The following is a 21,404-nucleotide window of genomic DNA, read 5'->3' on the forward strand; positions in this document are numbered from 1 at the left end:
ATGCAGAACCTTTCGCTTTTATCTTTCAGCTTTCGCCTTATTTCTTCAATAAATTTTTCCAGCTTACAAAATCACCGATGATCTTATCTAGTTGGTCAACGGCTACGCGTTCCTGCTGCATGCTGTCGCGGTGGCGCAGGGTTACGGTATTGTCTTCCAGCGTCTGGTGATCTACCGTGATACAGAAAGGCGTACCGATAGCATCCTGGCGACGGTAGCGTTTACCAATGGCATCTTTCTCCTCGTATTGCAGGTTGAAATCAAGCTCAAGCGTTTCCATAATTTCGCGTGCTTTCTCTGGCAGGCCATCTTTTTTGGTCAGTGGGAAAATTGCAGCTTTAACCGGTGCCAGGCAAGGGTGTAAGCGTAATACGGTACGGCTGTCTTGTCTATCTTCGGTGCTCAGGTCTTCTTCCTCGTAAGCATTGATCATCGTCAGCAGGAACATACGGTCCAAACCAATTGAAGTTTCAATTACGTAAGGGATGTAGTTACCATAAGGCTTGCCATCTTCGCCCAGTTCAGGATCAAAATACTGCATCTTTTTACCAGAAAATTCCTGATGCTGGCTTAAATCGAAATTACCACGGCTATGGATACCTTCCACCTCTTTAAAGCCAAACGGGAATTCGAACTCGATATCAAAAGCTGCATCGGCATAGTGAGCCAGTTTGGCATGTTCGTGGTAGCGGTATTTTGCAGCATCGGTACCTAAAGCCAGGTGCCATTTTAAACGCGCTGTTTTCCATTGTTCAAACCATTCTTTTTGTGTGCCTGGGCGAACAAAGAATTGCATCTCCATTTGCTCAAACTCGCGCATGCGGATGATGAACTGGCGGGCAATAACCTCGTTACGGAAAGCCTTACCAATTTGCGCAATACCAAACGGGATTTTCATCCGGCCCGATTTCTGCACGTTCAAATAGTTAACAAAGATCCCTTGTGCCGTTTCGGGGCGCAGGTAAACTTTATCGGCATCATCTGCAATGGCACCCATTTGGGTACTGAACATTAGGTTAAACTGGCGCACATCTGTCCAGTTGCGTGTGCCGCTGATTGGATCTGCAATCTCATGCTCAATGATCAGATCGCGCAAGCGGGTCAAATCCTCGGCATTCAAGGCATCGTCCAGGTCTTTTTGCAGCAGCTCTGCTTTATCTGTTTTGCCGTCTTTACCGTAACGGGCAATTTTATCTTCTAATAACTGGTCGGCACGGTAGCGTTTTTTCGAATCCTTGTTGTCAATCATCGGGTCGCTAAAGCCGCCTACGTGGCCGCTGGCTTCCCAAATTTTAGGATGCATAAAAATAGCCGAATCAATACCAACGATGTTCTGGTTCATTTGCACCATAGCTTTCCACCAGTAGGTTTTAATGTTGTTTTTCAATTCAGCCCCATTCTGACCGTAGTCATAAACGGCGCTTAAACCATCATATATCTCACTTGAAGGGAATACAAAGCCATACTCTTTGGCATGTGCAATTACATTTTTAAATAGTTCGTCGGTGTTTTTGCTCATAACGGGCGTAAAGATATGATTTAGTCCGGAAGTCGGAAAGTCCGTGAGTCCGGAAGTCCGAAAGACAAGAAAAATATTATAAAATGAGACCTAATCTTACGGACCTACCGACTTTCGGACTTCCGTACTAATTGCTACTTTTACGGCATGAGTATCCGGGTTGAAGCATTAACCAAAATTTATGGTACGCAAAAGGCGGTAGATGGTATCAGCTTTAGTGCAGGCAAAGGTGTAATAGGTTTTCTGGGTCCGAATGGGGCAGGGAAATCAACCACGATGAAAATCCTGACGGGCTTTATTCCGCAAACGTCGGGCAAAGCTACCGTGGCTGGCTTTGATGTCAGCACACAATCATTAGATGTCCGTAAAAACATTGGATACCTGCCCGAGAGTAACCCGCTTTACCTGGATATGTATGTGAAAGAATCGCTGGCATTTATTGCAGGTATCCACAACATCGCCTCGCCCGAAGCCCGTATTGCCGAAGTAATTGAGCAAACCGGATTAGGCCCCGAACAACATAAAAAAGTTGGTCAGCTTTCAAAAGGTTACCGCCAAAGGGTAGGCCTGGCACAGGCTATTATCCATAACCCCGAAGTTTTGGTTTTGGATGAACCTACATCAGGTCTCGATCCAAATCAATTGGTGGGTATCCGTCAGCTGATTACCGAGCTGGGTAAAACCAAAACCATTATCCTTTCTACCCACATTATGCAGGAAGTAGAGGCGGTTTGTAACCAGGTAATCATTATCAACAAAGGGAATATTGTAGCCGATAATACGTTGGAGCATTTGCGTGCTGATAATGGGGGGAAATCGTTAGAGAGTATTTTTATTAAGTTGACGAATTAATAAGGGGATGTATTGCTGTAAAGTAGTGGATAAGCAATACGTTGATAACCCACGTCATTGCGAGGTACGAAGCAATCTCAGACTTACAGAGCCGCTAAGCAAGTTCAATCTGCACAGTCGGGGATTGCCACGCTATCGCTCGCAATGACGGGATAGGTTTGAACTAAGTTTTACTATTTTAGCGCAATGGAACGAGGCGGAAGCGTTTACATATTAACCAACAAAACACACAGCGTTTTATACACAGGTGTGACATCCGATTTACCTGGCAGGATTTGGCAACATAAAAATAAAACATATCCTAAAAGCTTTACCGCTAAATATGGATGTGATAAATTGGTCTATCATTATATGTACTTCCATATTGAAGAGGCAATAAATGCAGAGAAGACGATAAAAGGAAGTAACAGAGATAAAAAGATTCAGTTAATAAATGGTATGAATCCTGAATGGAAGGATTTGTATGATGAGTTGATGAGTCAATAAATATAAATAAGACCGTCATTGCGAGGAGGTACGACGAAGCAATCCCCGACTTACAGAGCGGCTCTGTATAGTTGAACTGCATAGTTAGGGATTGCCACGCTATCGCTCGCAATGACGCGCTTGGTGTAACGACGACAAACGAACACGCACGTCATTGCGAGGAACGAAGCAATCCCCGACTTACAGAGCGGCTCTGTATAGTTAGGGATTGCCACGCTGTCGCTCGCAATAACGCGCTGGATGGGAATTAGAAGAAGATAATAGTTATACAAAACATATAAATGTTCACAATACTAAAAAAAGAAATAGTACTATACCTCAGCTCAATGGTGGCATACATCACCATTGGCGTGTTTTTAATCGTCCTCGGATTGTTTTTATGGGTGTTCCCTGATACCAGTATACTGGATTATGGGTATGCCAGTTTGGAGAGCCTTTTTAATACGGTGCCATACCTGTTTATGTTCCTGATACCGGCTATAACCATGCGTTCGCTGGCTGAGGAGCGGAGGGAGGGAACATTTGAGTTACTGGCAACCCGGCCGGTTACCTTCGGGCAAATTATTATGGGCAAGTACTTTGCCTGTGTGCTGCTGGTGCTGTTTGCACTGTTGCCAACTTATGTTTATTACTACTCGGTTACGGTGCTGGGTAACCCGCAAAATAATATTGATAGCGGGGCTGTAATTGGCTCGTATATCGGGTTGTTTTTGCTGGGTGCTTCGTTTGTGGCTATTGGGATGTTTGCTTCGGCCATTACCAAAAACCAGATCATTGCATTTACTATCGCGGTGTTCCTGTCGTTTTTTGTGTATAGCGGGTTCGATTCAATGAGTCAGTTGCTGAGCCTGCAAAACGTTGGGATTGAGCAGTTGGGTATCAGCTCGCATTATAGTTCGGTAAGCCGGGGTGTGCTGGATACGCGCGATCTGTTTTATTTCATCGCCCTTACAGCTTTATTTATATTACTGGCACTCGGTGCATTGAAGCTACAGATGCAGCGCAAATTATGGCAAACCGATATTTACGTTTATGCCGGTGTATTTGTGGTAGCCATCGTGATTGCTCAATTTGGATTTACCCGTATCGATTTCACTAAAGAGAAGCGTTTTACCCTTTCGCCGGTGAGCCAGAACATGATGGATAGCCTTACAACACCGGTTAAGGTTACCGTGTATTTACAGGGCGATAATTTACCGGGTGGCTTTAAACGTTTGCAACGCGCCACGCGCGATATGCTGAGCGATATGCAGGCTTACAGTCACCGCAAACTACAATTCGAATTTGTTGACCCGCTGAAAGGACAGAGCCAAAGCGAGCAGGATAGCACCATTAAAAATATGATGGGCGGCGGTATTGAACCAACTAATCTTTCGGTTAAAACAGATGATGGTTTGATCCAGAAACTGATTGTTCCTGCTGCGGTAATTACAGCCGGCGATAAGCAGGTGCCGGTTAACTTACTGCAAAGACGCATCGGTTTGGGCGAGGATGAGGTACTTAACAATTCGATCCAAAACCTGGAGTATGCTTTTGCATCAGGAATAAAAAAAGCTATTACAGGTGGTAATCAGCAAGTAGGTATTATTGAAGGCCATCATGAATTGGATGATGTGCAATTGCATGATGCCATCAACACACTTTCGAGTAGCTTTATGGTGGGCAGGGTTGATCTGAAAAAGATCTCATTGGCCGATTTGCTAAAAGTTAAACTGGTAGTAATAGCCAAGCCCGAAACCCCTTTTACCGAAATAGAGAAATTTAAGGTAGACCAATACCTGATGCACGGCGGCCGCGTACTGTGGACCATTGACCAGGTAAGTGCCGAGCTGGACAGTCTGCGTGGGCACGGCGGCGAAGAGCTGGCTTTCAACAAGCAACTGAACCTCGACGACCAATTATTTACCTACGGTGTACGTATCAATTATGATCTGATTGCCGACCTGAATAGTTCTCAAATCCCCGTTGCCACAGGTAGTGTGGGCGGTCAGCCGCAGATCCAAATGGTGCCATGGTTGTTTAACCCGATACTGGTACCGGTATCGCGCAACCCGATTGTGAAAAATGTAGATGGTATCACCACGCAATTTATCAGTACGATAGATACTCTGGGCGTAAAAGGGGTGAAGAAAACCATCCTGTTAACCACTTCGCCATATAATAATAAAATTACAGCTCCGCACATGTTGTCGCTGGCGGCTATTGAGCAGCAGCCTGATCCGAAGGCTTTTCAAAGCGCGCCTAAAACGGTTGGGGTTTTGCTGGAAGGTAATTTCAAGTCTGACTTTATGAACCGCCCGTTGCCTGAAGGTTTTACAGAGCAGGTAAATGTGCTGCAAAAAAGTGAGCCTGCCAAAATGATCGTTATCAGCGATGGCGACGTATTCAGGAACCAATTGGCGGCTGATGGTTCGCCTTATCCTTTGGGTTACGATCATTATACCCAACAAACATCAGGCAATAAAACATTGTTATTAAATATTGTTGATTATCTTACCGGCGATACCAGATTAATAGCCCTTAGGGCCAAAGAAATCCAGATCAGATTGCTGAATAAAGCACGCGTACGGAACGAGAAATTATATTGGCAGCTGGTCAATAATATAATCCCGCCGGCGTTAGTGTTAATATTCGCTATTTTTCAACATTATGTCCGCAAACGAAAGTATGCGCATTAATTTTTTTACTTTTGATTGATTAACCCATCAGGAATGAGATTTATTGTTTCTACATCAACTTTACTAAAGCAACTACAGTCGGTAAGCGGCGCGTTAAGTAACAGCACCGTATTGCCTATTCTGGAAAACTTTTTATTTGAGATAAAAGACGGCAACCTTACCATATCTGCAACCGACCTGCAAACCAGCATGACCACATCGCTGACTGTAGAGGCCAAAGAGAACGGACGTATCGCTATCCCGTCGCGCATATTATTGGATACCCTTAAATCATTGCCAGAGCAGCCGGTGGCTTTTTCTGTGGATGATAAGACCTTCGCTATCGAGATTAACGCAGGCGATGGTAAATATAAACTGAGCGGCGAGAACGGTGAGGATTTTCCTAAAATCCCGGTTGTTGAAAATGCAACTTCGGTAAACCTGCCTGCATCTGTATTGGCCGAGGCAATTAACAAAACCATTTTTGCGGTTAGTAATGATGAGCTTCGCCCGGCTATGACTGGTGTTTACGCACAGTTATCAACCCAGTACTTTACCTTCGTAGCTACCGATGCCCACAAACTGGTACGTTACCGCCGTAAAGATGCCAAGGCCGAAAGCACAACATCATTCATCCTGCCTAAAAAAGCTTTAAACCTGTTAAAATCATCGCTACCTGCTGATGATGTTAACGTGGCTATTGAATACAACAATACCAGCGCTTTCTTCAAATTCGGTAATATCAATTTGGTTTGCCGTTTAATTGACGAGCGTTACCCGGATTACGAAGCTGTTATTCCGCAGAATAATACCAATAAACTGACTATCGATCGTTTATCGTTCTTAGGTTCATTAAGCCGTGTAGCTATTTACGCTAATAAAACCACCCACCAGGTAAGGTTGAAGATCAGCGGCAGCGAACTAAATATTTCATCAGAAGATATTGATTTTGCTAACGAAGCTCACGAGCGTTTAACCTGCCAGTACGAAGGTGATGATCTGGAAATTGGTTTCAATGCCCGTTTCCTGATCGAGATGCTGAAAAACCTGGCTTGCGAAGAAATTAACCTCGAAATGTCGACCCCTAACCGTGCAGGTTTATTGTTGCCTGTTGGTGGTGATGAAAACGAAGACGTTTTAATGCTGGTTATGCCGGTAATGCTGAACAGCTACGCATAAGCTATATTGAAAATATTTAACAAGTCCGGACGTCAAAAGCCGGACTTTTTTGTTGAGTGATACTAAAACCTGTTTGCAACTGTTATAATGCAGGCAGAAACTACATGAAATTTAAATCGATCATCATATTATTAACTGTTGCCGGTATTTACGGCTGCGGTAAAGCCAGCGATGCACCAATTGCCACCGCGCCTGCCACGGTTCTTAATATAATTAATACTACCGCAGATACGCTTAATTACTATCTTAATGGTACAAGGTTAAATAGTCAATCGGCCATTTATAGTGGTGGGTCCAGCGGGTATTTATCTGTTCAGTCAACCCTGCAAAACTATCAGTTCAGGAAAAACGGGCATAATGAGGTACTGTTTAATTTGCCGTTAAACCTTGATACTATCCATACGAAGTATGCTGATACTGTAAGTATAAAAAATGCTAACGGATCAACAACATTGATAACTTCGAGAATAAGGGGATACTCCCTTTTTGTAAATGGCGAAGGTGCCGATAAAAGTTTTTTAAAGCTCGATACCATAAAAGTTAATACTGATAGCTCAATGGTTCGGTTTGTACACTCGGCTGTTAACGCACCGGCACTCGATTTATCCATTGGCGACATCAACTTTAAAAATCAAACCTATGGCAGTATGAGTAAGTTTAAATCTCAGGTTGCGGGCGCTAATAAGATAATAAATGTTTACCTGGCAGGTGGTACAGATGTAAAAGCTACGCAAAAAGTTACCCTGATAAGCAATACAACTTATACCCTATATGTAAAAGGTGTGCCGGATGGGGTTGGCAAATCGGCGCTTACAGTTGGCGTGTTTGTAAATAATCAATAAAATGGCAGAAAAGAGAGATCAGTATATATTTAATTTCCTGATGCTGTTGTTACTGGCAGTAGTGGTTGTTCCTTTTATGGCATCGTGCGGTAAAACTTCAGATGGTACGGTTAACAGTTACAATTCGCAGTTAGTGATGGCCAATTTAAGCCAGGATGCAGGCCCGGTTGATTTGTACATCAATAATAATATCCAGAACGGAACCACGCCTTATCGCTATCCAATAGCAAGTTCTTATTTTTATCTGAATACGATTGGTTCTCCCATACAAATAAGATCAAACGGCGGCACTAAACCTACCTTGCTTACCACAGACAGCGTGCCCCGCGCAAATGCTAAATACACCTTGTTTATTACCGGTATAAAAAATGATGGTAACCTTAGGTACGTTTTTGTTGTAGATACATCGGTTTTACCGGTTGTTGGCCGGGGAAGAATACGTTTTATTAATACCTCACCGAGATCGAGCCCGTTGGATGTTTATGCTAACGGTACAATCGCATTTAAAAACATAAAGCTCGATAGCTGCACAAAGTTTATAGATATACCTGTGGGCGACTATAATTTTACGGTATATGCCAATGGTGATATGAGTACCATATTAAATACATTCAGGCAAACGGTTGGTGATGGTAAGCTGTACACCATTTACACTTACGGCATAGTAGGGCGTACCGATAGTGCGGCCTTTAACTCGGGAGTTATTACTAATAAATAATAAGTAAGCTGATATTGAGCTATATTTTTATTTTTGTGCCAAATACCACACGTTTTGGAAGTAATAAAAAGCCTCATAGATTTTGTTCTGCATATTGATAAGCACCTGAGCCCGGTTATAAGCCAGTACCAGGGATGGACTTACTTAATTCTTTTCGTTATCATATTTGCCGAAACCGGCTTTGTGGTTACCCCATTTCTTCCCGGCGACTCACTGCTTTTTGCAGCAGGTGCACTAATTGCAGCAGGTGGTACAGGACTTAATATTTCTTTGCTGGCCTTAATACTGGTTATTGCTGCCTTTACAGGCAATACCGTAAATTATTTCCTGGGTAATTACCTTGGCGAAAAGGTATTTAAACCCGAAAATAAGGTACTCAAACTCGAATATTACATCAAAACCCAGGCTTTCTTCGATAAGCACGGGCCTATAGCGGTAATACTAAGCCGTTTTATCCCCATCATCCGTACCATTGCGCCGTTTGTGGCGGGGGTAGGGCGCATGTCGTTCCTGCGTTATAGTATCTACAATATCATTGGCGGTACAGCATGGATCCTGCTATTCCTGTTTGCCGGATATATGTTTGGTAACCTGCCTTTCTTTAAAACACATTTCTCTGTAGTTACTATTGCTATTGTACTGATTTCTGTAGTGCCGATTATCTGGGGCATTATTAAGAGTAGAAGAGAAAGAGCTTAGAAGCAAGAAACAAGAGCAAGGAAACAAGATTGCCTTTAAATTGGCCCGTCATTGCTGTAAAGGTTAAGTAATTCGGTAACAGAATTAGCAGAAATTTCAATACCGCATAATCCGTTTTTCATTAGGAATGGTAGTGTGGGTAATATGATCGTCAGTGGATATCACTTTTCTTTGATCGCCAAAGAAAAGTAACCAAAAGAAAGCTCGCAGCCGGGCCCTGTTGCTATGAACTTGCAGTAGGTGGGCAGTACCTGTGGTTGCCGCAACATTGCCAATGCTGCATGAAAAGAGGTTATGTTAAGGTAGTGATTGTTTCGGCATATCAACTTCCTTTAAATTAAATCTTGATTCCTGATCCTGATTCTCGTTTCTTGATTCTCTTCCGTCGGCAAACAGCTTCGGCCAAAGCGGGCAGAACAATGCTGGCCTTGTGCGCAGGAAAGAGGCATTGGAGATTTTGCAGAAGGGCTGGGTTGTGCGATGCGACAGCCGGGCAAAATATCCCGTCCCGATAGCTATCGGGATGTGTTGTTCTGACCGCTTGTGCGGTATGGCCCTTGTGCGCAAAGAAGCCTTTTGCCGATGAGCGCTTTGGTTACTTTGGCGCCCCAAAGTAACAGCCCACCCGCGGCGATTGAGCGGGACTGACATTAATAGTAGCCCAACCTATTCATAGTAGCTTCTGCGGTATTGAAGTTTCTGCATATCGGTCTGATACTTCGACGGAGCTCAGTATGACAAAAGCTTCGTGCCTCGCAATGACGCGTTGTTAAAGGACGTCTTATTTCTTCTTCCTCTTACTACCCACAACCGCTTTAAACGCAACCTCCTCCTTATCCAACTTAACCTTCTCCTCCTCACTCATTTTAACCGCTATCAGCTTATTTAAATCTGGCTGACCGGCATCAACCCAGGCCGAGTACCAGTAACTGCCAACGGCGAGTATGGCAGTGCGCATGCGGCGTTCTACCATGCCGTGCATCAGTTTGTGGTAGGCTGCGCAATACTCGGGCGAGTAGTCGGTAACCTTGCGGGTACCACGTTGTTGCTTGCTATATTTTTTATCGGCAGGGAAGGTTTTGTTCAATATTTGTTCGAAACGAACTACAGAATCTACACCCTTAAATGAGCTTCGGCACAAAATAAATGCTTCTGATAATGGGTTTTCAATATAGCGGGCTTTACCGATGTATAAGTGATACTTGTCAGCAAATTGCTCGGGCAGGCGGCTCTCCCACAGTGCATGCAAGCCTTTTTGGTTGGTGAGCTGGCCATCATAGTTCATGGTAGTGTGCAACGGTACACACGCGTCAGATACATAATGACCTAAATCGGCAGAGGTGTGCAGTATGTCTGTAGTATCATGTGCTTTAAAGGCACGCACCAGGCGGTAATATTCGTATTGGATGCTCCAAGGGACTGTGCCGTATTTAATGATGGTATCTTTGCTGTAACAATCCACTGCATCGTTCCATTTATGGGGGATGGTTTTAAAGGGCGTTTTGCCGTAATAATCGGCATCCAGGAAATGGCGAGGTGCTTCGGTGCTGTCGGTATACCGGCGTTTGTCGGCCGTGACGGCGTGTTCGGTAATATAATCGATGTTGCTTTTATAAAAAGTAGCCATCGCTTTGGGTAAAGTAAATACGGCGAGGTGGTGGATACGGTAATGTGCAAAAAATCCCCACGAGGAGCAGGAGAACAGGATGATAAGGGCTACGAGTAACCGTAAGGCAGGTTTCATTGCTCAAATATAGCAACCTTGCCCATGCTTGCCCGAAAGTGCGGGGCTTTAAATAAATTTATTTATCTTTGTGATGTTAAAGAAACAGAAGCACTTAGTGTGGAAAAATATTTAAAAACATCTTTGAAGTTTAAAATATTCACCATATATTTGCAGTCCGAAAAATAAAAAGAATACTTAGCTAAAATGGCAAATCATAAATCATCAATTAAAAGGATCAGAGCTAACGCTACTAAGCGTTTACGCAACAGATATCAGGCTAAAACTACAAGAACCGCTATTAAAAAATTAAGAGGTTCTACTACTAAAGCAGATGCAACTCCGCTTTTAAGCAAGGTTATCTCTATGCTTGATCGTTTAGCTAAGAAAAACGTGATCCACAAAAACAAAGCTTCGAACAATAAATCAAAGCTTACTAAATTTGTTAACGGCTTAGCATAAGCTTAAGCAAATAAAATATACAAAAGGGATAGTGCCACAAGCATTGTCCCTTTTTTTATTGCCGCGATTTTTAATAACTTACCATCGTGGAACCTTATGAAACAAAGATCAGTATTAAAGCCTGGGCCGAAGAAGACCGCCCCCGCGAAAAGCTGAATGCCCAGGGCCGCCGCGCCCTAAGCGATGCCGAACTCATTGCCATCCTCATTGGCTCGGGCAATCGGGATGAATCAGCTGTCGAGTTGAGTAAACGAATTTTACACCATTACGGTAACGATCTTAATAAACTGGGTAAAGTTTCTGTCAGCGAACTTTCGCGCTTTAAAGGTATCGGCGAAGCCAAAGCAATCTCCATTATAGCTGCCCTCGAACTCGGCCGTCGACGCAGCGATACAGAAACCAAAGTGGCTGATGTAATAACCGGCAGCAATAGCGCCTGGCAAATTCTTCGCCGCCACCTGGTAGATCTCAATCACGAAGAATTCTGGATATTGTTACTCAGTCGCAACAATAAAGTGATCGGTAAAGAGCTTATCAGCAAGGGTGGTTTATCAGGTACTGTCGCCGATCCAAAGATCATCTTCAACATCGCGCTGCTTCACCAGGCATCATCTATTATTCTGGCGCATAACCATCCTTCAGGTAATTTAAAACCCAGTCAACAGGATATTGATCTGACCCGTAAACTCCATCAGGCCGGAAAGATTCTCGACATTAATGTCTTCGATCATTTAATTATTACCGATGATGGGTTTTTGAGTTTTGCGGATGAAGGGCTTCTTTGATTTCGGAAGTCGGATGTTAGATTTCGGATTTATTGGGGTTGTTCGCTTTTCTTCCCCTCTTGAGAGGGGTTAGGGGTGTGTCTTTGCAGTTAGTATATCGTAGAAACACACCCCCGCCAGCGCACAGCCCTCCGCGCCCCCTCTCAAGAGGGGAATGGAGATTTCAGATTCAACAAAGCACAGAACCTTTAATAACCTAATTATTGTGGCCTCTTAATTTTCGGGCAGCACAGCACCGGCCTAATCACTGCCTTTTAAAGAAAATTGAGCAGCCACGACTTTTTTCTTTGGTTCGTTTCTTTTTTGAGAGAAAAAAGAAATGAACTTCCACTGACGATTCATATTCAACACTGCCATTCCTAATGAAAAACGGATTGTGCATTATGTAAGTATAATCTCTGTAGGTCGGGGATTGCCACGCTATCGCTCGCAATGACGCGCGGGGTGAACGTTTATTGTTAAATCCGAAATCGAAAATCCGCAATCCGAAACAAAAAATTCTATCTTTGCCGATTATCATCACATCGAATGAAGATATCTTATAATTGGCTTAAAGAATTTATACAGACAGATAAAACCCCGGCTGAAATTTCACAGATCCTGACCAGCACTGGTTTAGAGGTGGAGAGCCTGGAAAAAGTACAGGCAATTCCGGGTGGACTGGAAGGTTTGGTAATTGGTTACGTTAAAGATTGTGCCCAGCACCCCAATGCCGACCGCCTGCGTGTTACCCACGTTGACGTTGGCAGCGGCGAAGACCTGCAGATTGTTTGCGGTGCGCCCAATGTGGCTGCCGGACAAAAAGTGGTTGTTGCTGTAGTTGGTACAACCGTTTACCCAACACATGGCGAACCGTTTAAAATTGCAAAATCGAAGATCAGGGGCGAAGTATCCGAAGGGATGATCTGCGCTGATGACGAGATTGGATTGGGCGAATCGCATGCCGGGATTATGGAATTACCTGCGGATGCTATAGTTGGCACCCTGGCTAAAGACTATTTTAACCTGCCCGACGATTACATGTACGAAATCGGTTTAACGCCAAACCGTGCCGATGCTACTTCGCACCTGGGTACTGCGCGCGATATTGCGGCTTACCTGCGTACACATATTACCAAACCCGATGTTTCTGCCTTTGCGGTAGATAATAACAGTTTGGTGATCCCTGTTGAAGTGGAAAGCAAGGCGGCTATCCGTTACAGCAGCTTAACTATTTCTGGCATTACAGTAGGCGAATCGCCAAAATGGTTGAAAGAGCGTTTGGCTGTTATCGGCGTACGTTCTATCAATAATGTGGTTGATATTACCAATTTTGTGCTGCACGATTTGGGTCAGCCGATGCATGCTTTTGATGCCGATAAAATTACCGGTAACAAGGTGATTGTGAAAACTGTGGCTGAAGGAACTCCTTTTGTTACTTTAGATGGCGTTGAACGCAAACTGCACCAGGATGATCTGATGATTTGCAACACTAACGAACCGATGTGTATTGCCGGTGTATTTGGTGGTGCAACCTCGGGCGTAAGTGATGCTACTACTAACATATTTTTAGAGAGCGCTTACTTTAATCCGGTTTCTGTACGTAAAACATCAAAACGTTTTGGGTTGAAAACCGATTCTTCTTTCCGTTTCGAAAGAGGTACCGATCCGGATATGACTGTGTTCGCATTGAAGCGTGCAGCCCTGTTAATTAAAGAAATTGCAGGCGGAAGTATTTCATCCGACACATCAGACATATATCCGGCTAAAGCCGAAGCCTTCCAGGTTGAGTTTAGCTATAAAAATGCGATTCGTCTGATTGGTAAAGATATCCCTGCTGCCGAGATTAAAGCCATTATCGAGGCTTTAGACATTAAGGTAGAACAAGAGAGCGCAGAAGGCTTGTTATTGGCCGTGCCTGCCTATCGTGTGGATGTTACCCGCGAGGTTGACGTGATTGAAGAGGTATTGCGTATTTACGGATACAACAACATCGAAATCCCAACGCAGATCCGTGCGTCGTTAAATACTTCGGCTAAACCAGAGCGTGATACTATTCAGCGTATAATCTCTGAATTGCTGACTGCGAATGGCTTTAACGAAATGCTGGCTAACTCGTTAACCAGTTCAAGTTACGCTACAGATCTGGAGCATGCCGTTAAGATCCTGAACCCGCTGAGCAATGATCTGGACATTATGCGCCAAACTTTGCTGTATTCGGGCCTGGAGGCTATTGCATATAATCAAAATCGTAAAAATGCGAATGTTAAGCTTTACGAGTTTGGCAAGGTGTATGGTGTTAAGGAAGATAAATATACTGAGAACCGTCAGCTTTCATTATTCATCAGCGGTGCAAACCAGGGCGAGCAATGGGGGCATAAATCAGAAACGGTTTCGTTCTACCACTTAAAAGGTGCGGTTGACGAGTTAATCGATCGCCTGAACCTGAATGATTACAGTGTAGAAGATGTGGCTGACGATGAATTATCTTACGGCTTGCAGTACAACTACCGTGGCGGTAAAACGCTGGTTAAGTTTGGTTCGGTACAAGGATCGGCATTAAAGAAAACAGATGTGGAGAAAGAAGTATTCTTCGCCCTGTTTAATTTCGACCTGATATTGCAGCTGGTGCAAAAAAACAAGATCACGTTTAAGGATGTATCTAAATTTCCGGCTGTAAGGCGCGATTTATCGATGCTGGTTGACCAATCGGTTACCTTTAACCAACTGAAATTAATTGCTCAGAAGACCGAGCGTAAGTTGCTAACCGAAGTTAACGTGTTCGACGTTTACCAGGGCGATAAACTGCCTGCAGGTAAAAAATCGTATGCCTTAAGCTTTATTTTACAGGATGAAGAGAAAACCCTGACAGACAAGGCTATTGACAGCATAATGCAGAAATTAATTCATAACTTAGGAAAAGAAGCAGGAGCGGAGATAAGAAAATAATTTTGAGTTAGTGAGTTGCGAGTTAGTGAGTAATCTCACAAAGTCTGTTACTCACTAATTCACTCACTCGCGACTCAAAACTAATTTACCATGCCTTCAATAACCGAGCAGTTATCAGCAGTTACAGAGAAAACGGAGCGCTTAATTGAGCTTTGTACTGTATTGCAGCAGGAAAATGATTTGTTGAAGCGTGAACGGGAAACGCTTACAAGCACCATCAAAGAGAGCAAAAATAAGCACGTTGAGTTGGAAGAGAAGCTTCGTGTATTGAAGTTGGCTAAATCATTTTCGGAAACGAGTGAAAAAAGCCTTGACATCAAGCAAAAAATTAACGAATTTGTGCAGGAAATTGATAAGTGTATTGTGTTACTAAAGAAGTAACGCAAAAAAGTGAACAAGCTCAATGGGAGAAATCTCCATAAAAATAAATATTGCTGACAGAGTTTACCCTTTAAAGGTAAGCATGGAAGAGGAAGAAATAATACGCAGGGCAGCAAAGCTCATCGGCGACAGACTGAAGGAATATCAGGAAAATTATGCCGTTAGAGACAAGCAGGACCTGCTTTCGATGGCAGTATTGCATTATGCAACAGCATCATTAAAGGCAGAGCGTAAGGTTACGGTTGAGGATACGGAAGTAGCCGACGGCGTATACAAATTAGACCAATTATTGACTGATTTTTTCTCGAAGTAATAACGTTCTTACATACAAAGGGCAAAGTTTAACCGCGGTTAAATTTTAAGTTTCACTACTGAAAACAGGAAATACTGTGATCGGGCGGACTAATAGCAGGCGCTTAATGCTGTGATGTCCCTCTGTGAATTTGTTTCCAAAGCGATGACACTTGAAATTTACTTGCGGTTTTTTTATACATATATAACCATTATGAACACACTCTATGTAATTATCGGGCTTCTGATTGGTGCCATTATCGGTATCGTCATCGGTCGATTTCTTCTACGGAAGCTATTTAAGGAACAAGAAACATCGGCTCAAAATAAAGTTAAGAAGATCTTAAAAGAGGCAGAGAACAATGCCGAGATTTTGAAAAAGAACAAGCTGCTGGAAGCTAAAGAGAAATTTTTACAGCTAAAAGCAGAGCATGAGCAGGAAGTTAATTCAAAAAATAATAACCTCAATCAGCGCGAAAACTCGCTGAAACAAAAGGAGCAATCATTAAACTCTAAGCTCGAAAACGCTAACCGCCGCGATGCGGAAGTTGACAACGTACGTAAAAACCTGGAGCGCCAAACAGAACTTGCCGTTAAAAAGCAGGAAGAAGTTGAGCATTTAAAGCAACAGCACTTACAGCAACTGGAAACCATAGCAGGCATAAGCGCCGAAGAAGCTAAAAACCAGCTGGTAGATAACCTGCGCGAAGAAGCCCGTACCAAAGCCATGATGCAGATCAAGGATATTGTTGATGAGGCTAAATTGACTGCTACTAAAGAAGCTAAAAAGGTGGTTATCCAAACCATCCAACGTACCGCTACAGAGAGTGCTATCGAAAATACTGTATCTATCTTCAATATCGAGAACGACGAGATTAAAGGCCGTATCATCGGTCGCGAAGGTCGTAACATCCGTGCGCTGGAAGCAGCAACCGGTATCGAGATTATTGTTGATGACACCCCCGAGGCTATTATCCTTTCTGGTTTCGACCCGGTTCGCCGCGAGATTGCCCGTTTGGCTATGCACCGTTTGGTAACGGATGGCCGTATCCACCCGGCACGTATCGAAGAGGTGGTTGCCAAAACCAAAAAGCAAATTGAAGAAGAAATAGTAGAGATCGGTGAGCGTACCGTGATCGATTTAGGTATCCACGGCTTACACCCGGAACTGATCCGTATGGTTGGCCGTATGCGTTACCGTTCATCTTACGGTCAAAACTTGCTGCAACACTCGCGCGAGGTAGCTAACTTCTGTGCTACTATGGCGGCAGAGCTGGGCTTAAACGTAAAACTGGCTAAACGCGCCGGCTTATTACACGATATTGGTAAAGTACCAGATGATAACCCTGAGTTGCCACACGCAATTTTAGGTATGCAACTGGCCGAGAAATATAAAGAACACCCGGAAGTGTGCAACGCTATCGGTGCCCACCACGACGAGATCGAGATGACATCAATGATTTCGCCGATTATCCAGGCTTGTGATGCTATTTCTGGCGCACGCCCTGGTGCACGCCGCGAGGTGGTTGAAAGCTATATTAAACGTTTGAAAGAACTGGAAGAGTTAGCCCTGTCATACCCTGGCGTTGAAAAAACCTTCGCTATACAAGCCGGCCGCGAACTGCGTGTTGTGGTAGAGAGCGAAAAGATTAGTGATGCACAGTCTGAAATACTGGCGGCGGATATTTCAAACCGTATCCAAACAGAGATGACCTATCCGGGCCAGATCAAAGTTACCGTAATCAGGGAAACCCGTTCGGTAGCGTTTGCTAAATAAAAGCCCCTCCCAAACCCTTCCGCCTAACGGCGGAGAGGGCTACAATATTTGATACAAGAGATTCAATCGTATTGAAACCAAATACAAAAAAAACTTCTAAAAACATCAGTGGGGCCCAGCGCCCCATTGATGTTTATTTTGCGCTGTATAATGAGCGTTACCCGTCTGTTGGCGATAAACTGATACTGAGTATATTTTTGCTTGGTTTTTATTTCTCTATTTTAGGATTGGTGTGGATTGTCCCGTTTCCACAGTTGAGCTGGCTGAGTAGTTTTAAAGGTTACTTTACCTGGGCTTCGTTTTATGTGGCTGGTTTGGGCTTTTACTGGTACAAGCAGTCGCCGGTATTATCTTATTTTTTATTCATCCTATTATTTGCATTATCGTACTGTGCATCGCAATTGGCCGAGATTGGCGCGTTGGTTGGCCCGCCGGTATGGGTTATTTGTACACCTGTTTTAATTGCATCATTGATTAGTTTATTTGTCATTTCCCGTAAACGTCAAACAGCTTTTGTAAGCACCATTTTGCAATTGCCTGTGTGGTTGGTAAGTTTCCTCGCCAAAAAACTCGGTGCGCGATTTTAATTTGACAATTTGCTAATTCGATAATTTGTTAATGCCTGAAAAACCTTAATCAGCAATTAGAAAAATATTTTCCTTAGCTATAACACATTCGGTCTTTAACATTATCAAATTGACAAATTGCCGAATTGGCAAATTATTGTTAAATATTAGTTCTGTTTTGGTTTCAAACATAATCCTTTGTTAACATTGGCTTAATATTATTGCTGAACCTTTGTGCTCAAATTGAACACACATGAAGAAGCTCTACTTAATTCTCTTATCCGTTCTCACAATCTCCTTTGCCATTCCTGCCAGTGCGCAGATCACTACTACGGTGTTAAGTGGTAAAGTTGTAGATTCGAAAGGCGTTACCATGCCGGGTGTAACTATCCAGGCGGTAAACACTAGCACAGGTACACGTTACGGTGCGCAAACTAACGCAGATGGCCGGTATACCATCGCCAACGTTAACCCAGGTGGCCCTTACACCATCACAGTTACTTTTATCGGTTACAAAAAAGAAGAACGCCCGGACCTTACCTTCAATTTAGGTGGTATGACGTTCAATTTTATGTTATCTGAAGAAGCTACTGCTTTGAAAGAGGTTACTGTACGTTCTACAGCAGGCCCAACTAAAACTGGTGCAGGTACACGTATCGGTCAAAACGCAATTAAAACGTTACCATCTATCAACCGTAACTTTGCCGATTTAACCCGTACTACCCCGCAAAGCAACAACAACTCTTTCCAGGGTACTAACTACCGTTATAATAACGTAACGTTAGATGGTGCCATCAACAACGATGCGATTGGTTTCAGCCCTTCATTAGGTGGCCAAAACAATAGCTCTGGTCAGGTTGGTAGCAGTACACGTACCAACCCGGTACCGATGGATGCCGTACAGGATATACAAGTTTATGTAGCTCCCTTCGATATTAAAATTGGTAACGTATTAGGTGGTAGTATCAACGCGGTAACCCGTAGCGGTACAAATGATGTTACCGGTTCACTTTACACTTATGGCCGTAACGCTAGCTTAACAGGTCATAACAACGCTTCTGCAGCAGCAGGTGGCGATGGTGCTAAAGAACCAAGTGATTTTCATGATTACCAGGTTGGTGGCCGTTTAGGTTTCCCTATCATCAAAAACAAATTATTCTTCTTTACCAACGAAGAGATCAACCGCCGTCAGGATCCGGTTATTTCTGCTGCCGGTACTGCAGGTTCTGCCAAAATTTTGAGCTTACAAGATGCACAAAACCTGGCTGCCGCATTTAAATCATACAGCGGTTTAGATCCGGGTACTTATGGTAACACTACCATTTTCTCTAACTCTAACAAGTTCTTCAACCGTTTAGACTGGAATATCAACGATAAAAACCAGTTAACTATCCGTAACAATACCATTTCTTCTCAGGCTACTAACTTAGAGCGTGACCAGACTAACTTCCGTTTCAGTGGTATTGATTATACTTCACATAACAACTCATCTTCAACAGTTGCTGAGTTAAAATCAAGAATCTCAAATAACGCAAGTAACAGCTTATTGGTGGGTTACTCAAACGTACACGATTACCGTGACCCTAATTCGAACCCTGCTTTACCTCAGATCGAAATTAACGGTAATACGCCTGGTACAACTATTTTTATGGGTACCGACCGCGAGGCTGCTATTTTTGATATGCACCAAAAAACCACTGAGTTAACTGATAACTTTACCTGGACTAAAGGTAAACACACATTTACTTTCGGTACACACAACGAATTTTATAACATCACTTATAACTTTGTTAACGCATGGAACGGCCGTATTGCTTACAGCAGCATTGCTAACTTCCTGGCTAACATTCCTTCTCGTACACGTGCTAACTTTAACTATACTGATAACACCCGCGATTATATCCTGGCTAACCCATCAGCTCAGTTTAAAGTTGACCTGTTAAGCTTTTACGGGCAGGATGAGATGCAGTTAACTGATAACTTTAAGTTAACCGCTGGTATCCGTTTTGACTATGCTGGTGTACCAGATAAACAACCTTTAAGCTCTAAAACTACAGGTGCACCGGTTGACCCTAACTACGGTAACACCTTTACTTACACTTTGCCAAAAAACATCCAAAACAAATACCTGAACAATGTTGAGATTAACCCACGTGTATCATTTAACTATGATGTAAATGGCGATCAAAGCGTTATTCTGCGTGGTGGTAGCGGTATGTTTACCGGTCGTGTTCCATTTGCATGGTTTGGTTATGCATTCTACAACAACGGTGTAACTTATGGCGCTTATGATGTTAAACCAACTACTGCTGCTCCAATTAAACCAGGTACAAACCCTGTACAGGCACCTGCAAACGGTGGTTTAGGTTTTGTTAACCAACAAGGTTTCAACACTACTCCAAATGGCGCAACCCAGGTGGATATGATTGATAACAACTTCAAAATGCCACAGGTTTGGAGAAGCAGTTTAGCTATGGATGTTACTACCCCAGATCAGTGGAAATTCACTGTTGAAGGTATCTACACCAAAACTATCCATGACTTGAAATTCCAACAGGTTAATACTACCGATCAGGTAACTTATTATCCTTACGATACTCAGCACCAACAACCAATCTTTGTTAACACTAAAATCAACCCGTTATATACTAACGCTTATTTATTGTCAAACACAAGCTTAGGTTACCGTTACAGTGCTACAGCACAAATTGCTAAACTGTTTACATTAAGCCCATTAAGCAATATTAATGCTACAGTAGCTTATACCTACGGTCACTCTAAAGATGTTACCAATGGTATCCGTAACTCAATGGAGTCTAACTGGCAGTTAAACCAGGCCTTAAATCCAAACAACCCGGGCTTGGCTAACTCAAACTTTGATATCCGCAACCGTATTGTATCAACATTCAACTTCATGACTAACTGGGATGCTGATAAAAAATACACTGCAAACTTTACCTTGTTCTTTAGCGCACAATCTGGTAACCCATACACTTATGGTTTCTACCCTAACGCTATCGACGGTACTGGTCAGCAAGTTAGTTTAGCTTACATCCCTAAAGTTGGCGAAACTGCTAAATTCTTCCAGGATATCGCTGGTGGCCAAACTGCTGCACAACAAGCTGCTGCATTTGATGCCTTTATCGATGCTAATAAATACCTGAAATCTCGTCGTGGTCAATTCACAGAGCGTAACGCTGCGTTTACTCCATGGAACAATAACTTAGATTTCCGTTTTGCACAAGACTTCAAATTCGGTGCTAAACACAAACAAGTTATCACTTTCACTTACGATATTGTTAACTTAACCAACCTGTTGAACAAGAAATGGGGTCAATACTACTTCTCTCCAAACACTTACAACTCAACATCAAGCATTGGTTTAACACCAAAAACAACCCCATCTTTTGCTAATGCAGCAACAACTAACCCAACTTATACATTTACCAACCCTGGTTTACCGTATTCAGTTGATTACTTTGCTTCACGCTGGCAAATGCAGTTTGGTGCTCGTTACAGCTTCTAAACGAATTTTTCAA

The 21,404-nt window shown here is 43.2% G+C and carries 17 protein-coding genes; 15 read left to right on the forward strand and 2 right to left on the reverse strand.

Annotated elements, in window-relative coordinates:
• Positions 1 to 37 precede the first annotated feature (37 nt).
• A complete protein-coding gene (locus tag PQO05_RS06505; RefSeq protein ID WP_273631895.1) occupies positions 38 to 1,519 on the reverse strand; it encodes a glycine--tRNA ligase in 1,482 nt (493 codons plus the stop codon).
• Between the two features lie 147 nt (positions 1,520 to 1,666).
• Here PQO05_RS06505 and PQO05_RS06510 point away from each other — a divergent pair, with 147 nt between their 5' ends.
• From PQO05_RS06510 to PQO05_RS06545, 7 genes are all read left to right on the forward strand, one after another.
• The gene (locus tag PQO05_RS06510; RefSeq protein ID WP_273631896.1) at positions 1,667 to 2,371 is read left to right on the forward strand and encodes an ATP-binding cassette domain-containing protein; all 705 of its coding nucleotides are present in this window, start codon (positions 1,667 to 1,669) and stop codon (positions 2,369 to 2,371) included.
• 186 nt (positions 2,372 to 2,557) lie between these two features.
• Positions 2,558 to 2,857 (forward strand): GIY-YIG nuclease family protein, encoded by a 300-nt coding sequence (locus PQO05_RS06515; protein ID WP_273631897.1) that lies wholly within the window; start codon positions 2,558 to 2,560, stop codon positions 2,855 to 2,857.
• Between the two features lie 281 nt (positions 2,858 to 3,138).
• Positions 3,139 to 5,535: a gliding motility-associated ABC transporter substrate-binding protein GldG gene (gldG, locus tag PQO05_RS06525; RefSeq protein WP_337942881.1), complete on the forward strand. Its 2,397-nt coding sequence runs from the start codon at positions 3,139 to 3,141 to the stop codon at positions 5,533 to 5,535.
• A 33-nt stretch (positions 5,536 to 5,568) separates the two neighbouring features.
• Positions 5,569 to 6,693, forward strand: coding sequence for a DNA polymerase III subunit beta (gene dnaN / locus PQO05_RS06530; RefSeq protein WP_273631898.1), 1,125 nt, complete (start codon positions 5,569 to 5,571; stop codon positions 6,691 to 6,693).
• Between the two features lie 104 nt (positions 6,694 to 6,797).
• Positions 6,798 to 7,535 carry a hypothetical protein gene (locus PQO05_RS06535; protein WP_273631899.1) on the forward strand — a complete coding sequence of 246 codons (738 nt, stop codon included), beginning with the start codon at positions 6,798 to 6,800 and terminating at the stop codon, positions 7,533 to 7,535.
• 1 nt (position 7,536) lies between these two features.
• Positions 7,537 to 8,253, forward strand: coding sequence for a DUF4397 domain-containing protein (locus tag PQO05_RS06540; RefSeq protein WP_273631900.1), 717 nt, complete (start codon positions 7,537 to 7,539; stop codon positions 8,251 to 8,253).
• 54 nt (positions 8,254 to 8,307) lie between these two features.
• Positions 8,308 to 8,952 carry a DedA family protein gene (locus PQO05_RS06545; protein ID WP_273631901.1) on the forward strand — a complete coding sequence of 215 codons (645 nt, stop codon included), beginning with the start codon at positions 8,308 to 8,310 and terminating at the stop codon, positions 8,950 to 8,952.
• Positions 8,953 to 9,733: 781 nt separating this feature from the next.
• Here the strand turns inward: PQO05_RS06545 and PQO05_RS06550 are convergent.
• The gene (locus PQO05_RS06550; RefSeq protein ID WP_273631902.1) at positions 9,734 to 10,696 is read right to left on the reverse strand and encodes a zinc dependent phospholipase C family protein; all 963 of its coding nucleotides are present in this window, start codon (positions 10,694 to 10,696) and stop codon (positions 9,734 to 9,736) included.
• A 186-nt stretch (positions 10,697 to 10,882) separates the two neighbouring features.
• Between PQO05_RS06550 and rpsT the strand changes: the two genes are divergently transcribed.
• From rpsT to PQO05_RS06590, 8 genes are all read left to right on the forward strand, one after another.
• Positions 10,883 to 11,137 (forward strand): 30S ribosomal protein S20, encoded by a 255-nt coding sequence (rpsT, locus tag PQO05_RS06555; protein WP_273631903.1) that lies wholly within the window; start codon positions 10,883 to 10,885, stop codon positions 11,135 to 11,137.
• 86 nt (positions 11,138 to 11,223) lie between these two features.
• Positions 11,224 to 11,922: a RadC family protein gene (gene radC / locus PQO05_RS06560; RefSeq protein ID WP_273631904.1), complete on the forward strand. Its 699-nt coding sequence runs from the start codon at positions 11,224 to 11,226 to the stop codon at positions 11,920 to 11,922.
• 528 nt (positions 11,923 to 12,450) lie between these two features.
• On the forward strand, positions 12,451 to 14,850 hold the full coding sequence (gene pheT / locus PQO05_RS06565) for a phenylalanine--tRNA ligase subunit beta (protein ID WP_273631905.1): 2,400 nt from the start codon (positions 12,451 to 12,453) through the stop codon (positions 14,848 to 14,850).
• A 90-nt stretch (positions 14,851 to 14,940) separates the two neighbouring features.
• On the forward strand, positions 14,941 to 15,231 hold the full coding sequence (locus PQO05_RS06570) for a hypothetical protein (protein WP_273631906.1): 291 nt from the start codon (positions 14,941 to 14,943) through the stop codon (positions 15,229 to 15,231).
• Positions 15,232 to 15,253: 22 nt separating this feature from the next.
• The gene (locus tag PQO05_RS06575; RefSeq protein ID WP_174313324.1) at positions 15,254 to 15,544 is read left to right on the forward strand and encodes a cell division protein ZapA; all 291 of its coding nucleotides are present in this window, start codon (positions 15,254 to 15,256) and stop codon (positions 15,542 to 15,544) included.
• A gap of 192 nt (positions 15,545 to 15,736) precedes the next feature.
• The gene (rny, locus tag PQO05_RS06580) at positions 15,737 to 17,299 is read left to right on the forward strand and encodes a ribonuclease Y (protein WP_273631907.1); all 1,563 of its coding nucleotides are present in this window, start codon (positions 15,737 to 15,739) and stop codon (positions 17,297 to 17,299) included.
• Positions 17,300 to 17,370: 71 nt separating this feature from the next.
• Entirely contained in the window at positions 17,371 to 17,886 is a 516-nt protein-coding gene (locus PQO05_RS06585) for a hypothetical protein (RefSeq protein ID WP_273631908.1), read from the forward strand.
• 232 nt (positions 17,887 to 18,118) lie between these two features.
• Complete coding sequence (locus PQO05_RS06590) at positions 18,119 to 21,391, forward strand: TonB-dependent receptor (protein WP_273631909.1); 3,273 nt, start codon at positions 18,119 to 18,121, stop codon at positions 21,389 to 21,391.
• Positions 21,392 to 21,404: the final 13 nt, after the last annotated feature.

The sequence above is a fragment of the Mucilaginibacter jinjuensis genome (assembly GCF_028596025.1).
Taxonomy (GTDB): Bacteria; Bacteroidota; Bacteroidia; order Sphingobacteriales; family Sphingobacteriaceae; genus Mucilaginibacter; species Mucilaginibacter jinjuensis.

Excerpts from the sequence above, each read along its gene's own strand:
- PQO05_RS06505 (WP_273631895.1), bottom strand. The coding sequence starts at position 1,519 with ATGAGCAAAAACACCGACGAACTATTTAAAAATGTAATTGCACATGCC.
- PQO05_RS06510 (WP_273631896.1), top strand. The coding sequence starts at position 1,667 with ATGAGTATCCGGGTTGAAGCATTAACCAAAATTTATGGTACGCAAAAG.
- PQO05_RS06515 (WP_273631897.1), top strand. The coding sequence starts at position 2,558 with ATGGAACGAGGCGGAAGCGTTTACATATTAACCAACAAAACACACAGC.
- gldG (WP_337942881.1), top strand. The coding sequence starts at position 3,139 with ATGTTCACAATACTAAAAAAAGAAATAGTACTATACCTCAGCTCAATG.
- dnaN (WP_273631898.1), top strand. The coding sequence starts at position 5,569 with ATGAGATTTATTGTTTCTACATCAACTTTACTAAAGCAACTACAGTCG.
- PQO05_RS06535 (WP_273631899.1), top strand. The coding sequence starts at position 6,798 with ATGAAATTTAAATCGATCATCATATTATTAACTGTTGCCGGTATTTAC.
- PQO05_RS06540 (WP_273631900.1), top strand. The coding sequence starts at position 7,537 with ATGGCAGAAAAGAGAGATCAGTATATATTTAATTTCCTGATGCTGTTG.
- PQO05_RS06550 (WP_273631902.1), bottom strand. The coding sequence starts at position 10,696 with ATGAAACCTGCCTTACGGTTACTCGTAGCCCTTATCATCCTGTTCTCC.
- rpsT (WP_273631903.1), top strand. The coding sequence starts at position 10,883 with ATGGCAAATCATAAATCATCAATTAAAAGGATCAGAGCTAACGCTACT.
- pheT (WP_273631905.1), top strand. The coding sequence starts at position 12,451 with ATGAAGATATCTTATAATTGGCTTAAAGAATTTATACAGACAGATAAA.
- PQO05_RS06570 (WP_273631906.1), top strand. The coding sequence starts at position 14,941 with ATGCCTTCAATAACCGAGCAGTTATCAGCAGTTACAGAGAAAACGGAG.
- PQO05_RS06575 (WP_174313324.1), top strand. The coding sequence starts at position 15,254 with ATGGGAGAAATCTCCATAAAAATAAATATTGCTGACAGAGTTTACCCT.
- rny (WP_273631907.1), top strand. The coding sequence starts at position 15,737 with ATGAACACACTCTATGTAATTATCGGGCTTCTGATTGGTGCCATTATC.
- PQO05_RS06590 (WP_273631909.1), top strand. The coding sequence starts at position 18,119 with ATGAAGAAGCTCTACTTAATTCTCTTATCCGTTCTCACAATCTCCTTT.